Source organism: Ureibacillus sp. FSL K6-0165 (assembly GCF_038004285.1).
Lineage (GTDB): Bacteria > Bacillota > Bacilli > Bacillales_A > Planococcaceae > Ureibacillus > Ureibacillus thermosphaericus.
In genome coordinates this window covers 497,057-517,301 of sequence record NZ_JBBOQS010000001.1, presented here as the reverse complement: position 1 = coordinate 517,301, position 20,245 = coordinate 497,057, and the positions used below count along the sequence as shown (strand labels likewise).

Sequence of the window (20,245 nt, the reverse complement as noted above, 5' to 3'; positions counted from 1 at the left end):
ATTAGGAGGCCATCATGCCGTATTCATACGCTGATTCTAAATTAAAAATATTTTCGCTTAATTCAAATTATCCGCTAGCACAAGAAATTGCTGAGCTAATGGGTGTTGAGTTAGGGAAATGTTCTGTAAAACACTTTAGTGATGGAGAAGTTCAAATTAATATTGAAGAAAGTATTCGCGGTTGTGACGTGTTTATCGTTCAATCAACTTCTCATCCAGTAAATGAACATTTAATGGAACTTTTAATTATGATCGATGCAGTAAAACGAGCATCTGCACGCACAGTCAATGTAGTGATTCCTTATTATGGTTATGCTCGACAAGATCGTAAAGCAAAAGCTCGTGAACCAATCACTGCAAAACTAGTAGCGAATTTATTGGAAACTGCTGGTGCAACACGTGTAATTGTGTTGGATCTACACGCTCCTCAAATCCAAGGGTTCTTTGATATTTTAATTGACCATTTAATGGCCGTTCCGCTATTATCCGATTACTTTAAATCTAAAAACTTTGCTGAAGATGAAGTTGTAGTCGTTTCTCCAGACCACGGTGGAGTGACAAGAGCTCGAAAAATGGCTGAACGCTTAAAAGCGCCGATTGCCATTATTGATAAACGTAGACCAAAACCAAATGTGGCAGAAGTAATGAACATCGTTGGTAACGTTGAAGGAAAAATTTGTATTTTAATTGATGATATTATTGATACTGCTGGAACGATTACAATTGGTGCGAATGCATTGCTAGAAAACGGAGCAAAAGAAGTATATGCTTGCTGTTCACATCCTGTGTTATCAGGTCCAGCAATCGAACGAATTCAAAACTCTGTTATTAAAGAATTAGTTGTTACAAATACAATTAAATTACCAGAGGAAAAAATGATTTCAAAAATTACTCAATTATCTGTTGCACCATTAATGGCGGAAGCAATTTCCCGCATCTATGAAAACAAATCTGTAAGTACATTATTTGATTAATGCTTGAAATAAAATGTAGACAAAATCAGATAAGATTTTGTCTACATTTTTTTTTTAAAATTTTAGCAATTTGGACAGAATGAAAAAGAACACATACTTTATTGCGATGTGAGATTTATGGAAACTTTCAGAAAATGGACTATAATAGAAATTAGGTAGTCCATAATTTTCTAATGGAGGGGTTGAAATCGTGAGCACAGTATTACAAGCGTCAGTACGTAAGACTGGTGTACGTTCAGAGCTTACCCAACTTAGAAAAGGAGGAAAATTACCTGCTGTCATTTATGGCTATAATATTGAAAATACGCCAATTGCAATCGATTATAAAGAGGTAGCAAAAGAAGTTCAAAAAAGAGGAAGTACAAGTATTTTCGATATTGAGGTAGAAGGGAAAAAACTAAAAGCACTCATTAATGAAGTGCAAAGATGCCCGTTAAAAGGACAAGTACTCCATGTTGATTTTTTGTCAGTAAACATGGATGAGGAAGTTGAAGTTGATGTACCAATCCATGCAGTTGGAGAAGCGATTGGTGTAAAAGAAGGCGGAGTACTAACCCAAATTCTAAGTACATTAAAAATAAAAGTGAAGCCCGCTGAACTTCCAGAGAAAATCGAAGTGGATGTATCGGAATTAGGGATTGGAGATACACTTTTTGTAAGTGATCTTAGAGAAAGGCTCAATTTCAATATTATTGAAGGTGATGACGTAACAGTATTTACAGTCACTTCTCCAGCAACTGCTCGCGATGCAGGACAAGGAGATAATGATAATCAAGATATGAAGGCTACAGAAGCTCCTGAATCTCAAGCATAAACCATTGGGTTGTCTAAGTATCTGACTTGGACAACCCTTTTCTTATTGTGTTCAGATAGGCTTTAGATTTGATGATAGCATGGGTATTAGCATAAACAATGTAAGAGGAATGATAGAAAGTTTACATACTTAGTGTCTTTATTTAACACTTTTTTTTATATTATGTGATAAAATAAGCGCAGCGAATTAGGATAAAAAGGAATGGTTTCATGAAACTAATAATAGGCTTAGGTAATCCAGGCAAAAATTATGATCGTACTCGACATAATATTGGATTTATGTGTATAGATGCGTTAGCAGAAAAATGGAATGTGACATTAAGTGAATCAAAGTTTAAAGGTATGTATACAGTTGTCCATCGACCTGAAGGAAAAGTAATGTTGTTGAAACCGCTAACGTACATGAACTTATCTGGTGAATGTGTTCGACCAATCATGGATTACTTTGATATAGATGTTGAAGATATAATTGTTATTTACGACGATTTAGACTTGGAGACAGGTAAACTTCGGCTTCGGCAAAAAGGAAGTGCTGGAGGGCATAACGGCATTAAATCGCTTATTCAGCATATTGGAACGCAGGAATTTAAACGCATTCGTGTCGGTATTAGCAGACCGCCGGCTGGCATGAAAGTCCCTGATTATGTCCTTTCAAAGTTTTCTAAGGAAGAAGAGCCTGTTATTGAACAAGCAATTGAAAAAGTGGTCCAAGCCTGTGAGGCATCATTGTCTAAAAAATTCATTGATGTAATGAATGAATTTAATTAAGCAAAAATTGTTTAAATAAATTACAGTGCATAATTGATAATCGAACAGTCTATACTTGGAATATATACCGAAGCTCGTTAAGGAGGATCCAGTATGACTGTTCGTTACCGTTGTAGATATTGCGATACCGAATTGGGTACATTACCTTTTAATGAAGAAGAAACAATACGCAAGCTTCATTTATTCGAAGTTGGCGAAATAGAAGAATTTATCGAAAAAGATGAACTTGGAGTAACGACAGTACACTGTATTTGTGAACATTGTGAGGAATCGTTACGACAATTTCCTGATTATTATGCTTTAAAAAAATGGATTCAATAAAAATAACGCTTTGGACGAAAATTGTCCAAGGCTTTTTCCAATATATTGTAAATTTGCAGTAAACGAAATAAACGTAATGTTTCGGTTGATTTATAGAATGGCTACATAACGAGTGCCTTAGTTGGAAGGAGGTTTCTACAATGGGAGTTATAACTCAATTATTCTCTCAAGATAAACATATAAACATGCTAATCAACCAATTGAAAGAACAAACGTTTAAATCTCAATTAATTACAGGGTTAACTGGAAGTGCACGTGCAGTTTTTATTAATGCGCTTTTTAATGAATTAAAACGACCAGTTTATATTTTATCTCCTAATTTATTGCAAGCGCAAAAGTTAGTAGACGATTTAACATCCCTTGTAGGAGAAGGATATGTTCATTATTATCCTGCAGATGAATTTATTGCAGCAGACATGACGATAGCATCTCCTGAATTAAGAGCAGGACGGATTTCTACATTGGATCACTTAATAAGAGAAGAAGTAGCGATTTACGTTATTCCTATTGCAGGTATGCGTAAATATATGACGCCAGTGGAACAATGGAAACATAACCTTTTAGAAGTACATGTCGGTCAAGAAATAGATATAGACCAATGGCTTTCGAAATTAGTAGAAATGGGATATACACGAAGCCAAATGGTAACAACACCAGGTGAGTTTGCATTGCGTGGAGGAATACTAGATATCTATCCACCCTATGCAGAGTCACCATTTCGTATTGAACTTTTTGATACCGAAGTAGATTCCATCCGTGAATTTTCTGCAGACGATCAACGTTCCGTTAAAAAGCTAGAGTCGTGTCGTATTTTGCCGGCCATTGAGTTGCTGTTGACGTTAGACCAGCGCATTCAATTGGCAGAGCGTTTAGAAAAAGCTCTTTCAAGAAGTATAAAAAAGGTCAAAAAACAGGAAGTTCAAGAAGCATTATATGAAAATATCAAGTACGATATTGAAATGTTGAAACAAGGGAATTTACCTAATCATGTGACGAAATATGGATCATTATTATATGAACAACCAGCATTTTTAGGAGATTATTTTTCAAAAGATGGCATTATCTTATTCGATGAGCTTGGTCGAATTCAAGAAGTGACAGGAGCATGGGAGCGGGAAGAAGAAGAGTGGTTCATATCATTAATAGAAGAAGGAAAAATGGTTCATGATGTTCAACCTTCTTACTCCTTTAAAGAAATTTTCTCTATGTTGGATCTGCAAAAAATATATCTTACATTGTTTACTCGCAACTTTACCGGTATTCGGTTTGACCAAACGACGAATTTTTCCTGCAAACCAATGCAACAATTTCACGGACAAATACCGCTCTTACAAAGTGAAATTGAACGCTGGAATCGAGAAAAATTTACTGTGCTATTTGTCGCTGATGGAGAACGTCGATTAGAAAAAATCAAAAATATTTTAGAAGATTACAAGATTGATGTCACCATTGGACATCCAAAGGGAGAAGGAATTTTCTTAATTGATGGACAGCTTAGTTCAGGATTTGAATTGCCATTGCAACGTTTAGCAGTAGTGACAGATGATGAATTATTTAAACAGCAAGCTAAACGGAAAAAAACTCGTTCTCAAAAGATGACCAATGCTGAACGGATTAAAAGCTATACAGAGATAAAACCGGGCGACTATGTTGTTCATGTTCATCACGGAATCGGAAAATATATTGGTATTCAAACTCTTGAAGTGAACGGAACACATAAAGATTATCTTCATATTCGTTACCGCGGTGATGATAAATTATATGTACCAGTTGATCAAATTGATTTAATTCAAAAGTATGTTTCTTCAGAAGGGAAGGAACCAAAACTTCATAAACTGGGCGGTACAGAATGGAAAAAAGCGAAAGCAAAAGTTTCATCTGCTGTTAAAGATATAGCAGAAGAATTAATTAAACTATACGCAAAACGGGAATCAGAAAAGGGGTTTGCTTTTTCGCCTGATACAGATGAACAACGTGAATTTGAAAGTGCTTTCCCTTATGAAGAGACTGAGGATCAGCTTCGTACAATTCTTGAAGTAAAGCGGGATATGGAACGGGAACGACCAATGGACCGGCTCGTTTGCGGTGATGTGGGATACGGTAAAACGGAAGTGGCAATTCGTGCAGCTTTTAAAGCGATTATGGACGGTAAGCAAGTGGCGTTTCTTGTGCCAACGACCATATTAGCACAACAACATTATGAAACCTTTAGCACAAGATTTCAGGATTATGCAATTAAAGTGGGCTTATTAAGCCGATTCCGCACTCGAAAGGAACAATTGGAAACTATTAAAGGACTAAAAGATGGAACGGTGGATATCGTCATCGGTACTCATCGGCTTCTTTCTAAAGATGTAACGTTTAAAGATTTAGGATTATTGATAGTCGATGAGGAACAACGATTTGGCGTTACCCATAAGGAAAAAATTAAACAGTTAAAGACGAACGTGGATGTGTTGACATTAACAGCGACTCCGATTCCAAGAACCCTCCATATGTCAATGGTTGGTGTAAGAGATCTCTCTGTTATTGAAACACCTCCGCAAAATCGTTTCCCAGTTCAAACGTATGTGATGGAATATAATGGTGCGTTAGTGCGAGAAGCCATTGAAAGGGAGATGGCACGAGGAGGTCAGACTTTCTATTTATATAATCGTGTAGAGGATATGACGAAAAAAGTAGAAGAAATTCAAATGCTCGTGCCGGAAGCTCGAATTGGTTATGCGCATGGAAAAATGACTGAGGCCCAACTGGAGTCAGTGATTCTTAGCTTCTTAAATGGCGAATTTGATGTGCTTGTGACTACTACGATTATTGAAACGGGCGTTGATATGCCAAACGTAAATACGCTCATTGTCCAAGATGCTGATAAGATGGGGCTTTCTCAGCTTTATCAATTGCGTGGCCGTGTAGGAAGATCAAACCGAGTAGCATATGCATATTTCATGTATCAACGTGATAAAGTGCTAAACGAAGTTGCAGAACAACGACTTCAAGCCATTAAAGAATTTACGGAATTAGGATCCGGTTTTAAAATTGCAATGCGCGACCTTTCCATTCGTGGTGCAGGGAATTTACTAGGTGCACAGCAGCATGGTTTTATCGATACCGTAGGATTTGACTTATATACTCAATTATTAGAAGAAGCGATTGCTGAACAAAAAGGAGTGAAGCGTGAAGAGAAAGAAGAAGTCGAAGTGATTCTTCATGTTGACGCGTATATACCTGATCGGTATATTCCTGATGGGTATCAGAAAATTCAAATGTATAAACGGATTAAAGCGATGGAAAATCCGGAAGATTACCATGAAATTCTGGAAGAATTACACGACCGATTTGGGGATATGCCTCCTGAAACAGAGAAGCTGTTGCGCATAGCTCGAATTAAGGCGTGGGCTACACATTCAGGTATTGTGTCAATCAAAGAAAAACAAAAAGTCATTTCAATTGTGTTTTCAGAAGAAGGCACAAAAAATGTGGATGGCTCTGTTGTAGTAACGGAAACAATGAAATTTGATCGAGCAGTTGGATTTAGTATGGATGGACCGATATTGACTCTAACAATTGATGAAAAAAAATGTGGAAAATATGAACCGCTTGATGTATTGGAACAAGTCGTTGAAATTGTTTATAAGGCAAGGAAGAATAATGTAGTGGAACAAGAGGCAAAATAAGACTGTAAGAAATGACCCAAATATTATATTTTGGGTCTTTTTATTCCTTCATTGTTGTTTAATGTTTTCAATTATTGTTATATTTTTAAAATTTTTTGGACATATTAATTTTACAAATTTTCGACGAAATAAAAACAAAATCCTCTCAATGTATTTTTTGCATACTTTGCCTAAAGAGTAAACATACTATCTGTGAAATAATACGATTCAGAAAGCGAGGCAGCATAGATGAAAGCAACAGGAATAGTACGTCGTATCGATGATTTAGGTCGTGTTGTAATACCAAAAGAAATTCGCAGAACAATGCGCATTCGTGAAGGAGACCCTTTGGAAATTTATACGGATAGAGAAGGTGAAGTTATTCTAAAAAAATATTCACCGATAAATGACTTAGGCGAGTTTGCAAAAGAATACGTAGAATCCTTGTATGAAACAATTGGAACTCCAGCATTAATAAGCGATCGAGATGAAATGATCGCTGTTGCAGGATTATCTAAGAAGGATTACACAAATCGTCGACTTTCAACTTTTGCAGAGGATTTTATGAAACAGCGCTCTGTTGTGATGGAAAAGAATGAAACAACAATTGAATTAGTACCAGGACAATTTGAGCAAGTGAAATCTTATTGTGTAGCTCCAATCGTTGCAAATGGTGATACAATTGGGGCGGTATATTTGCTATCTAAAGTTCATTTCCTAAGCGAAGTGGAACAAAAAGCAGCGGAAACAGCGGCACACTTCTTAGCAAAGCAAATGGAAAACTAAATCAGAAGGAAAACGTCTCTTTCTATAAGAGGCGTTTTTTCATTGTTTAGGAAAGTAACACAACATGCAACATAGGGAATTGTACCGTGAATAGCATATGTTTACTGCTTCAATATATGGTTTTAAGAAATACATTGATTGGCCCAGTTAGGAGATTCGATTACCAAATAATATTTTGGTAGAAGTTATGTACAAGTGGGAAGAAAGTAGATTTTTTTATTTAAACGACTCTTTGGTATACTTTCTATTATGTAGATAAGGAAAGAGGATAAGGTATGTCAAATTCATTTGGAATGAAAGGATATATGAAAGGCGCTTTATTACTAACTATATCAGCGATTATCGTAAAAATATTGAGCGCCTTTTATCGAGTGCCCTTTCAAAATTTAGTGGGAGATGCGGGTTTTTATATTTATCAACAAGTATATCCTTTTATATCATTTTTCGTTGTATGGACTTCAGGGGGATTCGCTGTAGCGATTTCTAAAATGTTGGCCGATGCGGAATTATCTCCTAATGCTGAATGGAAAAAGTACATTATTTCCCAAACGGTATTTTTATATTTAGTAGCATTATCGTTATTCTTTTTTTCGTTCCTATTTTTAGGAGCCGATTTATTAGCAATATTGATGGGAGATGAACAGTTATCTCCACTTCTAAGAACAGGTTCCTTTGTTACATTGTTTATGCCGCTACTTGCAATACTGAAGGGAACTTTTCAATCCCAAGGCGAGATGGCCCCAGTAGCCAATGCCCAAGTATTTGAGCAACTCATTCGAGTTACGACTATTTTAGCTGGTGCCATTTTTGTGATGTTTACTTCTGGGTCTCTTTACTTAGCGGGCAATATGGCAGTGTTAGGAACCGTCATAGGGGAAGTAGCAGGGGTTCTATTGTTGTTATATTATGCCAAGAAAACATTTCCTTCCTTTCCTTTCCAAAAAACGAAGAGTGCAGTAAAGAAATGGCCGATTGTGAAAGAAGCGACTTTATTAAGTTTAAGTATAAGTATGAGCAGTTTATTGCTCTTAAGTTTTCAATTAATTGATTCGTTTACTGTTTATTCGTTAATGATTGAAAATGGAATTGACTCGCAACTTGCAAAAGAAACGAAAGGGATTTATGATCGTGGCCAACCACTTGTGCAATTGGGCATCTTGATCGCCTCTTCTTTATCAATTGCTATTGTTCCGCTAGTAGCTGTTCAGTCCAAAAAAAATACAGGAAGAGGAGCAAAACCTTTTATTCAGTTAACATATCGAACAGCCCTACTTTTTGGAGTAGCTTCTTCATTAGGATTAATAATTGTGATGCCTTATGTGAACGAAATGTTATTTGAAACGAATTCGCTTCAAAACGTATTAACCGTTTATGTACTACAAATTATACCGTTATCGATTATTTTGACTTTCACAGCCATCTTACAGGGCATGGGGAAATTAAAAGTGCCATTTTTCATTTTAGCAGGTGCTATTTGTTTTAAATTAATCGGCAATATGGCTCTTGTACCTTTCATGAACGTTTTAGGTTCTGCAGTTACGAGCAGCGCAGTGCTATTTATCGCTGCAACTTTACTTATCCTTTATTTAAAAAAATTAACGTTCATTCAATTGGCTCCTCTTAACTATTACATAAAATTAATCGGCGCAAGCACCGTAATGACTTTTTCTGTTTTCTTATTAGATGGGTTCCTCCAAATGAAGAGTGGTATATTTGCTAACAGTAGAGTAGAAGCAGTATGTTTCGGAACAATCTTAATTGCTACAGGAGCTTTTGTATTTTTGACGTTTGTAGCAAAATCTCGTATGCTTTCCGAAAAAGAGTGGTTTTTAATCCCTTTTGGCCGGAGAATGGCTGTTTATCAGCTTTTGTTAAATAAAAGAAAGTAGGTGGAAAAATGCATATAACAATCATGGGGCTCGGTGTATCGGATTATGAACAATTACCAATTGGTATTTATAAAAAATTAAAAGAAGCAAAAAAAGTTTTTGTTCGTACAATGGAACACCCTGTGTTGCGTGTGTTGCAAGACGAAGGAATCCAATTTGAAAGTTTTGATCAAGTGTATGAAAAACATGATACGTTTCTACCGGTTTATCAAGAGATTGTTGAACATTTATTAGAAGCTGCGCAGTCAGAACCTATTGTATACGCAGTACCTGGCCATCCTTTAGTGGCTGAGCAAACAGTACAATTGTTAATTGAAGCTGAAAGAGAAGGAAAAGTTCAATTAGCAATTGAAGGAGGACAAAGTTTTTTAGATCCGATATTTGCTGCCCTAAAAATCGATCCTATTGAAGGGTTTCAGTTGCTAGATGGGACAAACTTCTCCATTCATGACGTTAACATGCGTTCCCATGTACTGATAGCTCAAGTGTATGACCAATTTAGCGCATCCGAAGTGAAATTAACACTAATGGAAAAATATCGGGATGATTATCCAATTACCGTTGTTACTGGTGCAGGATCTAGTAATGAACTGATTAAAACGATTCCGCTTTATGAATTGGATCAAGCGATGGAATTGAATAATTTAACGACTATTTATGTTCCGCCAGTAAAAAGTCATCTAGACGCTTTAAAAGACTGGACTACTTTTAGAAACATTATTGCTACATTGCGCGGACCGAATGGCTGTCCATGGGACCGAAAACAAACTCATGAAAGTTTAAAAAAATATTTAATTGAGGAGACTCATGAATTCCTAGCAGCGGTTGATGAAAAAGATGATTTTGGCATGGTAGAAGAACTTGGGGATATTTTATTGCAAGTTTTCTTGCATGCTCAAATTGGAGAAGATGAAGGCTATTTTAATTTAGAAGAAGTGTTGGAAAGCATTTCTGAAAAAATGATTCGTCGTCATCCGCACGTATTCGGCGATCTTTCAGTGAAAGATGCAGATGAAGTTGTATTGAATTGGGAAGAAATTAAAAAGCAAGAGAAAGGTGAACAAAAAGAATCTTTATTAAAAGGGGAGTATCGACCAAATTCATCATTGCAAACTTCTTATAATTACCAGAAGAAAGCCGCTACAGTAGGCTTTGATTGGCCAGATGCAAGTGGTGCTTTATCGAAATTCGATGAGGAATGGAAGGAATTCCGTGAAGAACTGGAGAAAGGTAACAATGAATCGATAATGGACGAATTTGGAGATGTTCTGTTCACCCTTGTCAATATTGCTCGTTTTTATAATATATCCCCTGAAGAAGCAATGGTTCACGCCAATGAAAAATTTGCTAGAAGATTTCGATTTGTTGAAGAACAAGTGAGAAAGAGCGGAAAAAATTTTCAAGATTTTACGTTAGAACAACTAGATGAATTTTGGAATGAAGCAAAACATTTAGAAAAGGAGTAAGTTATGCGATTAGATAAATTTTTAAAAGTATCTCGATTAATTAAACGCCGCACCTTGGCAAAAGAAGTTGCCGAACAAGGGCGAATTACAATTAACGGAAAAGTTGCAAAAGCCTCTTCCAACGTAAGTGCAGGTGACGAGCTAATGATCCGCTTTGGACAAAAAATCGTCACTGTTCGCATAGAAGAAATTAAAGAGAATGTTCGAAAAGAAGATGCAAGTAAAATGTTTACCATAATCAAGGAAGAAAAGTTAGAAAAAATCGAACCAGAATTTATCGATGATGAAGAATAAAAAAAAGAGAAGAAAAAATATTTTTTTATAGCATGACATCTATTTTGTTGTCATGCTTTTTTTATTTCCCGCATAAAGTGAACAGAACAAACCATTAAAGGAGGAACGATAAATGACACAAATACATCAGGAAAGCAATTACACTATTACTTCTGGAGATCATCTTGTGACAGTGAGAAATAGAAAAAGAATGGACATGACATCAGTAAAGGAAATTGAAAGATTCGACCAGGAGGAATTTTACGTAAGAACATCACAAGGACATTTGCTTATTCGTGGAGAGGAATTGCGCATTGTTCATTTAGATGTGGACAAAGGATTATTAACACTAGAAGGAAATGTAAAAGCCCTTCAATATGATGATGATGAAAATGGGTTAACTAAAGGCTTCCTCCATAAATTATTTGGATGACAGTTAACGAACAGTTTTTCAGTATCGTAATAATGACGATAAGTGGCGTTATGATTGGCGCGGTTATTGATGCAACAAGAATTTACATCAGCGCCTTTTCACCAAAGTCATTATTACGAAAGTTTTCATTAATCGTTGAGGTTTTCGTCTGGGCACTGCTAGGTGTTGCAAGCTTTTATATTATCTTTTTAATAAAGGGTGGAGAGTGGCGTTTAGTAGACCCATTATCACAAATTTTAGGTATTTTTCTTTATGAATCATTTTTTCAGCCATTTTTCCGGTTTCTCGGCAGGGTATTTATTATTATTTTTATTAATCCAATAGTAGCAATTGTAAAAATTACTCTGAAAACAATAAAAGGGATTATTAGACTAGTAATTCGAATTTTAATTGTACTATTTAACCCTTTTTGCAAACTATTTGTGGTTGCGAAAAGACCATTTCACAGAAAATTTATAAACTTAAAAAGAGCAATCTTTAAAAAACGTTAAATACTAAGTATAATGACAATACAATGACTATTTAGGAGGTGACGGATGTGGCCAAGCATTATAATAACAGACATGGGAATATGAATATTCGTAAAATAGATAATGACTATGTCCGTTCTGCAAATCGTCAAATGGAAAAGTTGACGAAGCAAAAAATCCGATTAAGAAGAAGGCTGTCTCTATTCTTTGTCATCGCATCCGTCGTCATAATTAGTTTAATCAGTATGATCTTTAACCAAAATGAAAGATTAGCGCAAAAAGAAGCTGAAAAAGAAAAGGTATTATCAGAACTTCAAGAAATAAAAAAAGAACAAGAATTATTACAGTTGCAAATAAAAAAACTTGAAGATGATGAATATATTGCAAAATTAGCCCGTAAAGAATACTTCTTATCGGAGGAAGGAGAAATCATTTTCACCATCCCTAAAGAAGAAAAAGAAAATGAAGAAGATAAAAAGAATAAGAAATGACATTTTTCTAGGCTGTATTAAAATCGTTATTTAAAAATAAGAAATTACTGTTGAACAAATGAAGAGAATAAAAAATACAGGCTGAAAAAGAGTTGTCTTGTTGACACTCTTTTTTTGTTGGCTATAATAAAAGAGAGCATTAGCAAATTTTTTGCTCATTTTATATAATTATGATTACTGGCGATATTTTATTAGCCGTTTAAATTTTAAGGAGGAGCATTTTTTTTATGTCAATTGAAGTAGGCAGCAAATTACAGGGGAAGGTCACAGGAATTACAAATTTTGGAGCATTTATTGAGCTGCCAGATGGTAAGACGGGCCTTGTCCATATTAGTGAAGTAGCTGATAACTACGTGAAAGACATTAACGATCATCTAAAAGTTGGAGATATCGTTGAAGTGAAAGTGTTAAATGTTGAAGAGGATGGAAAAATTGGCCTATCGATAAGAAAGGCTAAAGCTCAATCTGAAAGACCTGAACGTCCTCAAAGACCACGTCGTGATAACCGTTCAAATGAACGAAACGAACGCCAATCAAAAGAAAGTTTTGAACAGAAAATGGCGAAATTCTTAAGAGATAGTGATGAGCGTCTTGCTTCATTAAGACGTGCAACTGAGTCAAAACGAGGTGGACGTGGCGCAAGAAGAGGGTAGTTTGCTGTCTGTTTTAATTGAGTAATTTTTAAATAATCTTTTTTACAATGAAAATGTCAAAATACAGATAACAAAATCGGTTATTCGTTAAAATGGGTCGACTATATTCCGTCAATAGTCGACTTTTTTTTATTTAATTGGTAGTGTTTTACTTGTAGTTGCGAAACAAATTTATTATAGAAAGTTAGTTTGTGAAAATTATATGGAATTGGATTAGTTTATAAAAATACTTAATTGTAGTTTTCAATCTTATTTGAGTAAGAGTTTATTTCCTCCAAGAACCTTTAGAATTCCAATTAACCCCAAATTTCTTCATTTTATCAGCATAAAATTCCAAAATAAATTCCTTATAGTTATCAAATGTTAAGAAAAAAAACGACAAAAACTAGCCTAAATTAACAATTTGTTATGTTATTAAGTAATTCGTCGAACAATTTTTTTAAACTAGAACAGTACTAGACAAATTTTACATCCCTTCTTTTATATAATAGACCGAAACAAATGATATAGATGAGGGGGATGGAATATGTCAAATATCCAAATGCTGAATGAAAAGTCGTCATGGCAAGAGCATTTCAGTCGTTTTACTATTAAAAAGGTAAGCCTAATTCTTCATTTATTCTTCATGTTGTTAGCATTTTTTCTATCAAGAGCGGTAATGTTTGAAGCGGCTGTTCCTTTTTTATTACCATTATGGGCGATCGTGCGAAATAGATATGAAAATGAGAAATGGGCAGTGTTCATCGGCGGGTTAATTGGTGCATTGAGTTTGAGTTTAGGGCAAGGTTTGATTTTGTTACTGCAACTTGGTTTTTACGAATTATTGATTCGGTTCCGATATTGGAAGCCCCCTATGGCTATTGCTGTGGCCCTTGCCATCTTTTTTGGACAATTGTTATGGCAAAGCATTTTGCATATGGGCATCCCTCCTTTCATAGTACAGTTGTATGTTTATTATGAAATGATATTAGCTTTTTTCATGACAATCTTTGTGAAGCTATTTTTCGTTGAACCTTATCGTTTTTGGTCTGCTTCCTGGAGTTATGAGCGGGTAGGAGCGGGGTTAGTAATTTTAGCGGTCGTTTTAACTGGGATGCATTCATTAACGATATCGTATTTTTCACTTTTTACATTTGTTCTGCATTTATCGATTTGCATTGCTGCCATTACTGGTGGAATAACGGTTGCCTCAAGCGTTTCAACTATTATTGGAGCATTAGTAGGAATATCAGAGCTTTCTTTCACGGGAATGATTGCTGTTTATGCTTTAACGGGCGTATCGAGCGGGTTGTGTAAAGGGATTGGAAGAGTAGGCGCTGTAATAGGTAGTTTAATACCCAGCATCTTTTTCTTTTTTTATGATTCAACGTTGCCACTAGATAGCGTTTATTTTGTATCGGTCTTGATAGCGGGTGTAGTCTTTTTATTATTGCCAGAAAAAATGCTAAACTTTTTGGAAAATATCATTCGTCCAAAACGAGATGAAGTATTGCTTAAAAGGCAGGAATGGCTAACGGAACATACAACGGAAAAGTTAGAGACGTTTCAACGTTTTGTTTTGTTTATGAAAGAATTAGTTTTTGAGCGCTTTACGTCAACTGAGAATGTGAGTGAAATTCGAAAGATTGAGCCTTGTGCCACTTGTATGAGTTGTTTTCGATATGATAGATGCTGGGGAGAAAAAAATATTGGAATGGATGAAAATATTCGAAGATGGTTCCTAGCGAAATCGGGATTAAGTGAAAAAGAACAAATGCTTGCGGAAGAACAAATTCGAACAAAATGCGTAAAATCGTCAAAATTGTTGGAAGAACTTGATTATCAGCTGTATAACGATAAAATGAATGGGCAATTCTATCATGGGAAAAAGATGATTGCTTTGCAATTGAGGGACTTGAGTAATCATTTGAATAAATTGATGGAAGATATGAAAAACGAGACGCTTTCATTTAAGACGATTGAGGAAGAATTAAGCCATGAATTTAAACGCGCAAACATTGATTGTTTTCAAATTGATGTTTTAAATAATACGTTGGGGGAACGTGTGATTGTTTGTTCCTTTATTAACAACCATACTCGAGACGATTTATATTTATTATGTGAACGAATCATTTTACCAGTTCTATATGAAGTCTTTGCTGAACCGTTCCAAGTGGATCGAATATCGAATCATAAGGCACCATTTGCTCATTTTCAAGTGAGATTTCGCTCTGCAGTTCGCTATAAAATTCAGTATGATATATATAGTAGAGCGAAAAACTCTAATGTTGTGTCAGGGGATTCTCATGCCATTTTCCACATTCATCCGGGATTAGTAGCCATAATGTTGTCGGATGGCATGGGTCAAAGTCGAGAAGCAAAGCGGGAAAGTAGAAGATTGGTAAGGTTAATGAGGGAATGTTTAAGCTATAATATGAATCCAGAGACTGCTATGCATACATTGCATTATGTCCTTAGTCTAAACCGTGAAGTTGATATGTATGCGACGATAGATTTTGCATTAGTTGATTTACAAAAGGGTGAATTATGGTCTTGGAAAGCAGGTAGCATGTCTACTTATATTTTGCGCGGAGAGCAGCTAATGAAAGTGGAAGGATCATCAGCACCTGTAGGGTTCATGCCTGTATTCTCCATTGAAACGGAAAAAGTCAATTTGCTAGCTGATGATTATGTCGTAATGGTTTCCGATGGTTTGTTCTCTAGTAAATATGATTGGGACGAACAGGAACGTAATTTTGTTAAATTATTAAAGTCAAAAATCAGGGTTGGAATGCCGATTGAAGCGCTTCTATATGATGTGATGGACAGTTATCAAAGCCAGTATGAAGTGGAAGATGACTGCACGGTAATTATTTTTAATGTTTCACATGTGGTGCCAAAATGGGCTGTTTTTAGACCGGTTAGTTAATTAGAGGAAATGAGGTGAGAAGATGGTAACTTTTGAGAAAAAAGTGCAAAATTTTATAGCAGAACAACAATTAGTTGAAGCGGGAGACCGTCTTCTCATCGCTTGTTCTGGTGGCGTTGATTCTATGGCATTGCTTCATTTTTTTATTCAATTACAAGAACAATGTAAAGTTGATTTATATGTTGCTCATGTGGACCATATGTTGAGAGGGAAAGTTTCGTATGAAGATCGGCTATTTGTGGAACAGTTTTGCAGAGAACATGGGATTCCGATTTTTAGCACAAGCATCCCCATTCCAGATTTGTTGGAAAAAGAGGGAGGGAATTCTCAAGCGATTTGTCGCAGAGAGCGGTATGCATTTTTTGCAAACATCATGAAACAATACAACATCAATAAGCTAGTGACAGCTCATCATGCGGATGATCAGTTGGAAACTATGCTGATGTCTCTTGCAAGATCCGGAAACGTCAATGGGTTCAAAGGCATTTCCGCAAAACGAGCGTTTTCGGTTGGCGCTATAATCCGTCCTTTTTTAGTGGTTACAAAAGAAGAAATAACAAATTATTTACAGGAAAAAGGCGGCTCCTTCCGAGAAGACGCGAGCAATATGAAAGATGATTATACTCGAAATCGATTCCGACATCATATTATTCCATTGTTAAAAAACGAAAATAAACAGGTGGCAATTCATGCGGTTCAATTAGCGGAAAATTTGCAACAAGATGACGAATTTTTACTTGAACTCGCAAAAAAACGCTTTTCCTCAGTTGTAGAAAAAATGGATGATCGTTTTGTACTACATATTCGTCCATTTCAAAAAGAGCCACTTGCTTTACAAAGAAGAATCATTTTAATACTATTAAACTATCTTTATCAACCTTCAGACAACCAAAGTTACGCTATTTATAGTAAGATTTTGGAATTATGTAAGTCCCAAGAAGGGAACGCAACAATTCATTTACCAAACCAAATTATTGCAAATAGAAGTTATGGCGACATTGCATTCTTTAAATATCAAACATCCAATAATGAAGAAGACTATATTCAACAAATCAAAATTGGGGAATGGAACGTTTTAAATGGTTTTCGTTTATACATAGGAAAACTCTCTGATGAAACGGGCTGCCAACAAAATGATATAGCCGCATATTATTTCAATTCCAACGCAATTGCTTTTCCTCTTAAGGTTCGGAAGCGAAAAGTAGGTGATCGAATTCAGTTAAACGGAATGCAAGCGCCGAAACGATTATCCCGCCTTTTTATTGATGAAAAAATCCCTTTAATTGAAAGAGACGATTGGCCAATACTTGTAGATTCAAATGAAGAAATTTTATCGGTATTAGGTGTTCGGGCTAATCATCAATTTTCAAGAACAAAAAGAATTGATGATAATATGGTAATGATAGTTGAAAAAGTTCCTTACAACAAATAAGGTAAATTTTATAAAATATTTTTTAAAAATGGCTATAATTCATGTAAAGAGAATTTTGCCATCAATTAAATAATTATTTAACAAATAATTTTTCAACGCTGTTTAGGAGGAACATTACATTATGATCGAAAAGGATATCGAAAAAATACTAATTACTGAAGAACAAATTCAAGAAAGAATCGCAGAAATTGGCGCCCAGTTAACGGAAGAATATAAAGATAAGTTTCCATTAGCAATCGGCGTATTAAAAGGTGCAGTACCTTTTATGGCAGATTTAATAAAACGTTTTGAATCATATATTGAAATAGACTTTATGGATGTTTCAAGCTATGGAAATGCAACCGTTTCTTCAGGAGAGGTAAAAATATTAAAAGATTTAAATACGAGTGTAGAAGGTCGGGATGTCATTATCATCGAAGATATCATAGATAGCGGCTTAACACTAAGTTATTTAGTAGACTTATTTAAATATCGAAAAGCAAATTCCATTAAAATTGTTACATTATTAGATAAACCGTCTGGCCGTAAAGTGGACTTAAAAGCTGATATTGTTGGTTTTGAAGTTCCAGATGGATTTGTCGTAGGTTATGGTTTAGACTATGCAGAAAAATACCGAAACCTACCATATATTGGTATATTAAAAAGTGAAGTTTATTCCTTTTAATGTAAGTATTTTTGTATAAATAACGACAAAAATGTAAAAAGGCTACATTATCAGTGCTTTTCATTGTATGATGAAATAATGGTATGTTAAGATTTTACTTATAGTTTTTGTGTTAAGTTGTGAGGAGGCTGGGGATGAATCGAATATTTCGATACACCATACTTTATTTGTTAATTTTTCTTGTGGTGATAGGTATTTTCGGTACCTTTAATGGAGGTGCAACGCCTTCAAAGGAATTAACGTATGATGAGTTTATTAATGCTTTAGAGACAGGGAAAATAAAATCGTTAAATATTCAGCCAGATGCGGGTGTTCTAGTTGGTGAAGGTGAGTTAACAGGAAATGAAGAACAAACTTTCACTGTAAACCTTCCTCAAAACAACCCGGCGCTGATGGAGAAGATAGACAATGCAATTAAAAATTCGAAAATAAGTTTTATACCAGCCCCTGAATCGAGCGCATGGGTTCAATTCTTCACGGGAATCATTCCATTCATTATCATTATCATTTTATTCTTCTTCCTCTTGAGTCAAACTCAAGGCGGAGGCAATAAAGTGATGAACTTCGGTAAAAGTAAAGCGAAACTTTATGATTCTGAAAAGAAAAAAGTTCGCTTTGATGACGTTGCAGGGGCAGATGAAGAGAAGGCCGAATTGGTAGAAGTAGTGGAATTCTTAAAAGACCATCGCAAGTTTACAGAAATGGGGGCACGTATTCCGAAAGGTATTTTATTAGTAGGTCCTCCAGGTACTGGTAAAACATTGCTTGCTAGGGCTGTTGCTGGAGAAGCTGGTGTTCCTTTCTTCTCTATTTCCGGTTCCGACTTCGTAGAAATGTTTGTCGGTGTCGGTGCGTCCCGCGTTCGTGACTTATTTGAAAATGCGAAGAAAAACGCGCCATGTATTATCTTTATTGATGAGATTGATGCGGTTGGACGACAACGTGGTGCGGGTCTTGGCGGAGGTCACGATGAGCGTGAACAAACATTGAATCAATTGCTAGTTGAAATGGACGGTTTTGGTGTAAATGAAGGAATTATCATTATCGCTGCTACAAACCGACCAGATATTTTAGATAAAGCTTTATTACGTCCTGGTCGCTTTGACCGACAAATTACTGTTGGATACCCAGATGTAAAAGGTCGAGAAGCGATTCTGAAAGTTCATGCGCGCAATAAACGATTGGCGGAAGAAGTAGATTTAAAAGCTGTTGCCCAAAGAACTCCAGGTTTTGCTGGTGCAGATTTAGAAAACTTATTAAATGAAGCAGCCTTAGTTGCTACACGTAAAGGGAAACGAAAAATTTATATGGATGATATCGATGAAGCAAGTGACCGAGTGATTGCCGGTCCAGCGAAAACGAGCCGTACTTATACACCAAAAGAGAAAAAACTCGTTGCATATCACGAAGCAGGTCACGTTGTCATCGGTTTAACGCTTGATTCTGCTGAAAAAGTTCATAAAGTAACCATTGTTCCGCGAGGCCAAGCGGGCGGTTATGCTATCATGCTTCCGAAAGAAGAACGTTTCTTCCAAACGAAAGAAGAATTGCTTGATCGCATTACTGGTTTGCTTGGTGGTCGCGCGGCAGAGGAAATTGTATTAGGAGAAGTATCCACTGGTGCTCATAACGACTTCCAAAAAGTAACGAATATTGCTCGCCGAATGGTTACAGAGTTTGGTATGAGCGAAAAGCTTGGCCAACTTCAATTTGGATCATCACAAGGTGGAAATGTATTTTTAGGTCGAGATTTTAATACAGACCAAAATTACTCAGAAGCCATCGCTTTTGAAATCGATAAAGAAATGCAAAAAATTGTGAATGAGCAATATGAACGAGCGAAACGCATATTGACAGAGAAGCGTGATTTGCTAGATTTAATCGCTCAAGCTTTATTGGAGCATGAAACATTAAATGCTGAGCAAATCGAACACTTACGTGATTACGGATGCCTTCCAGAAAAAACAGAAGAAGAAGAAGCTGAGACAATCAAAATCACAACAGTAGAGCCGAAGCAAGCTGACGACGAGAACAAAGAGAGTGAAGAGCCTAAAGAAGTTACTGTAGAAAAATCTGGCTCTGCTCAAATTCATCAAGAGGCAGCTGGTGAAGAAAAAGCTCCGACAACAGATGATTTACCTAAAGAAAATTCTACGGATAGTTTGAATGAAGGCAAAAAGGAATAATGAATACTTGATAAAAGTAGTGTCAGAAATTTTCTGACGCTACTTTTTTCGTTACAGGTTAATCT

General features: G+C 35.8%; 17 protein-coding genes. All 17 read left to right on the top strand.

From position 1 onward, the window contains the following. Positions 1-14: 14 nt before the first annotated feature. The 17 genes from NST00_RS02555 to ftsH all read left to right on the top strand — a co-directional run bounded on the left by NST00_RS02555 (position 15) and on the right by ftsH (position 20,180). Positions 15-974, top strand: coding sequence for a ribose-phosphate diphosphokinase (locus NST00_RS02555; RefSeq protein ID WP_016838848.1), 960 nt, complete (start codon positions 15-17; stop codon positions 972-974). Between the two features lie 190 nt (positions 975-1,164). Then, positions 1,165-1,788 carry a 50S ribosomal protein L25/general stress protein Ctc gene (locus NST00_RS02550; RefSeq protein ID WP_016838847.1) on the top strand — a complete coding sequence of 208 codons (624 nt, stop codon included), beginning with the start codon at positions 1,165-1,167 and terminating at the stop codon, positions 1,786-1,788. Positions 1,789-1,997: 209 nt separating this feature from the next. After that, the gene (gene pth / locus NST00_RS02545; protein WP_016838846.1) at positions 1,998-2,555 is read left to right on the top strand and encodes an aminoacyl-tRNA hydrolase; all 558 of its coding nucleotides are present in this window, start codon (positions 1,998-2,000) and stop codon (positions 2,553-2,555) included. 93 nt (positions 2,556-2,648) lie between these two features. After that, a complete protein-coding gene (locus NST00_RS02540; protein ID WP_016838845.1) occupies positions 2,649-2,876 on the top strand; it encodes an anti-sigma-F factor Fin in 228 nt (75 codons plus the stop codon). Between the two features lie 140 nt (positions 2,877-3,016). Beyond that, positions 3,017-6,550 carry a transcription-repair coupling factor gene (mfd, locus tag NST00_RS02535; protein ID WP_168412550.1) on the top strand — a complete coding sequence of 1,178 codons (3,534 nt, stop codon included), beginning with the start codon at positions 3,017-3,019 and terminating at the stop codon, positions 6,548-6,550. Between the two features lie 228 nt (positions 6,551-6,778). Beyond that, entirely contained in the window at positions 6,779-7,315 is a 537-nt protein-coding gene (gene spoVT / locus NST00_RS02530; protein WP_016838843.1) for a stage V sporulation protein T, read from the top strand. A 275-nt stretch (positions 7,316-7,590) separates the two neighbouring features. Then, on the top strand, positions 7,591-9,204 hold the full coding sequence (locus NST00_RS02525; protein ID WP_340709613.1) for a putative polysaccharide biosynthesis protein: 1,614 nt from the start codon (positions 7,591-7,593) through the stop codon (positions 9,202-9,204). An 8-nt stretch (positions 9,205-9,212) separates the two neighbouring features. Beyond that, positions 9,213-10,670 (top strand): nucleoside triphosphate pyrophosphohydrolase, encoded by a 1,458-nt coding sequence (mazG, locus tag NST00_RS02520; protein ID WP_016838841.1) that lies wholly within the window; start codon positions 9,213-9,215, stop codon positions 10,668-10,670. 3 nt (positions 10,671-10,673) lie between these two features. Next, positions 10,674-10,964, top strand: coding sequence for an RNA-binding S4 domain-containing protein (locus NST00_RS02515; protein ID WP_016838840.1), 291 nt, complete (start codon positions 10,674-10,676; stop codon positions 10,962-10,964). Between the two features lie 112 nt (positions 10,965-11,076). Beyond that, positions 11,077-11,376 carry a sporulation protein YabP gene (gene yabP, locus NST00_RS02510; protein WP_016838839.1) on the top strand — a complete coding sequence of 100 codons (300 nt, stop codon included), beginning with the start codon at positions 11,077-11,079 and terminating at the stop codon, positions 11,374-11,376. After that, positions 11,373-11,867, top strand: a complete 495-nt coding sequence (gene yabQ / locus NST00_RS02505) for a spore cortex biosynthesis protein YabQ (protein WP_162129925.1) — start codon at positions 11,373-11,375, stop codon at positions 11,865-11,867. The genes yabP and yabQ overlap by 4 nt, the downstream gene beginning before the upstream one ends. 47 nt (positions 11,868-11,914) lie before the next feature. Beyond that, a complete protein-coding gene (locus tag NST00_RS02500) occupies positions 11,915-12,337 on the top strand; it encodes an FtsB family cell division protein (protein ID WP_016838837.1) in 423 nt (140 codons plus the stop codon). Between the two features lie 227 nt (positions 12,338-12,564). Next, the gene (locus NST00_RS02495) at positions 12,565-12,990 is read left to right on the top strand and encodes a S1 domain-containing RNA-binding protein (RefSeq protein ID WP_016838836.1); all 426 of its coding nucleotides are present in this window, start codon (positions 12,565-12,567) and stop codon (positions 12,988-12,990) included. Positions 12,991-13,516: 526 nt separating this feature from the next. Next, a complete protein-coding gene (locus NST00_RS02490) occupies positions 13,517-15,898 on the top strand; it encodes a SpoIIE family protein phosphatase (RefSeq protein WP_340709612.1) in 2,382 nt (793 codons plus the stop codon). A gap of 22 nt (positions 15,899-15,920) precedes the next feature. Further along, a complete protein-coding gene (gene tilS / locus NST00_RS02485; protein WP_340709611.1) occupies positions 15,921-17,330 on the top strand; it encodes a tRNA lysidine(34) synthetase TilS in 1,410 nt (469 codons plus the stop codon). A 121-nt stretch (positions 17,331-17,451) separates the two neighbouring features. Continuing rightward, positions 17,452-17,994: a hypoxanthine phosphoribosyltransferase gene (gene hpt, locus NST00_RS02480; protein ID WP_016838833.1), complete on the top strand. Its 543-nt coding sequence runs from the start codon at positions 17,452-17,454 to the stop codon at positions 17,992-17,994. A gap of 134 nt (positions 17,995-18,128) precedes the next feature. Then, positions 18,129-20,180, top strand: a complete 2,052-nt coding sequence (ftsH, locus tag NST00_RS02475) for an ATP-dependent zinc metalloprotease FtsH (RefSeq protein WP_016838832.1) — start codon at positions 18,129-18,131, stop codon at positions 20,178-20,180. Positions 20,181-20,245 lie beyond the last annotated feature (65 nt).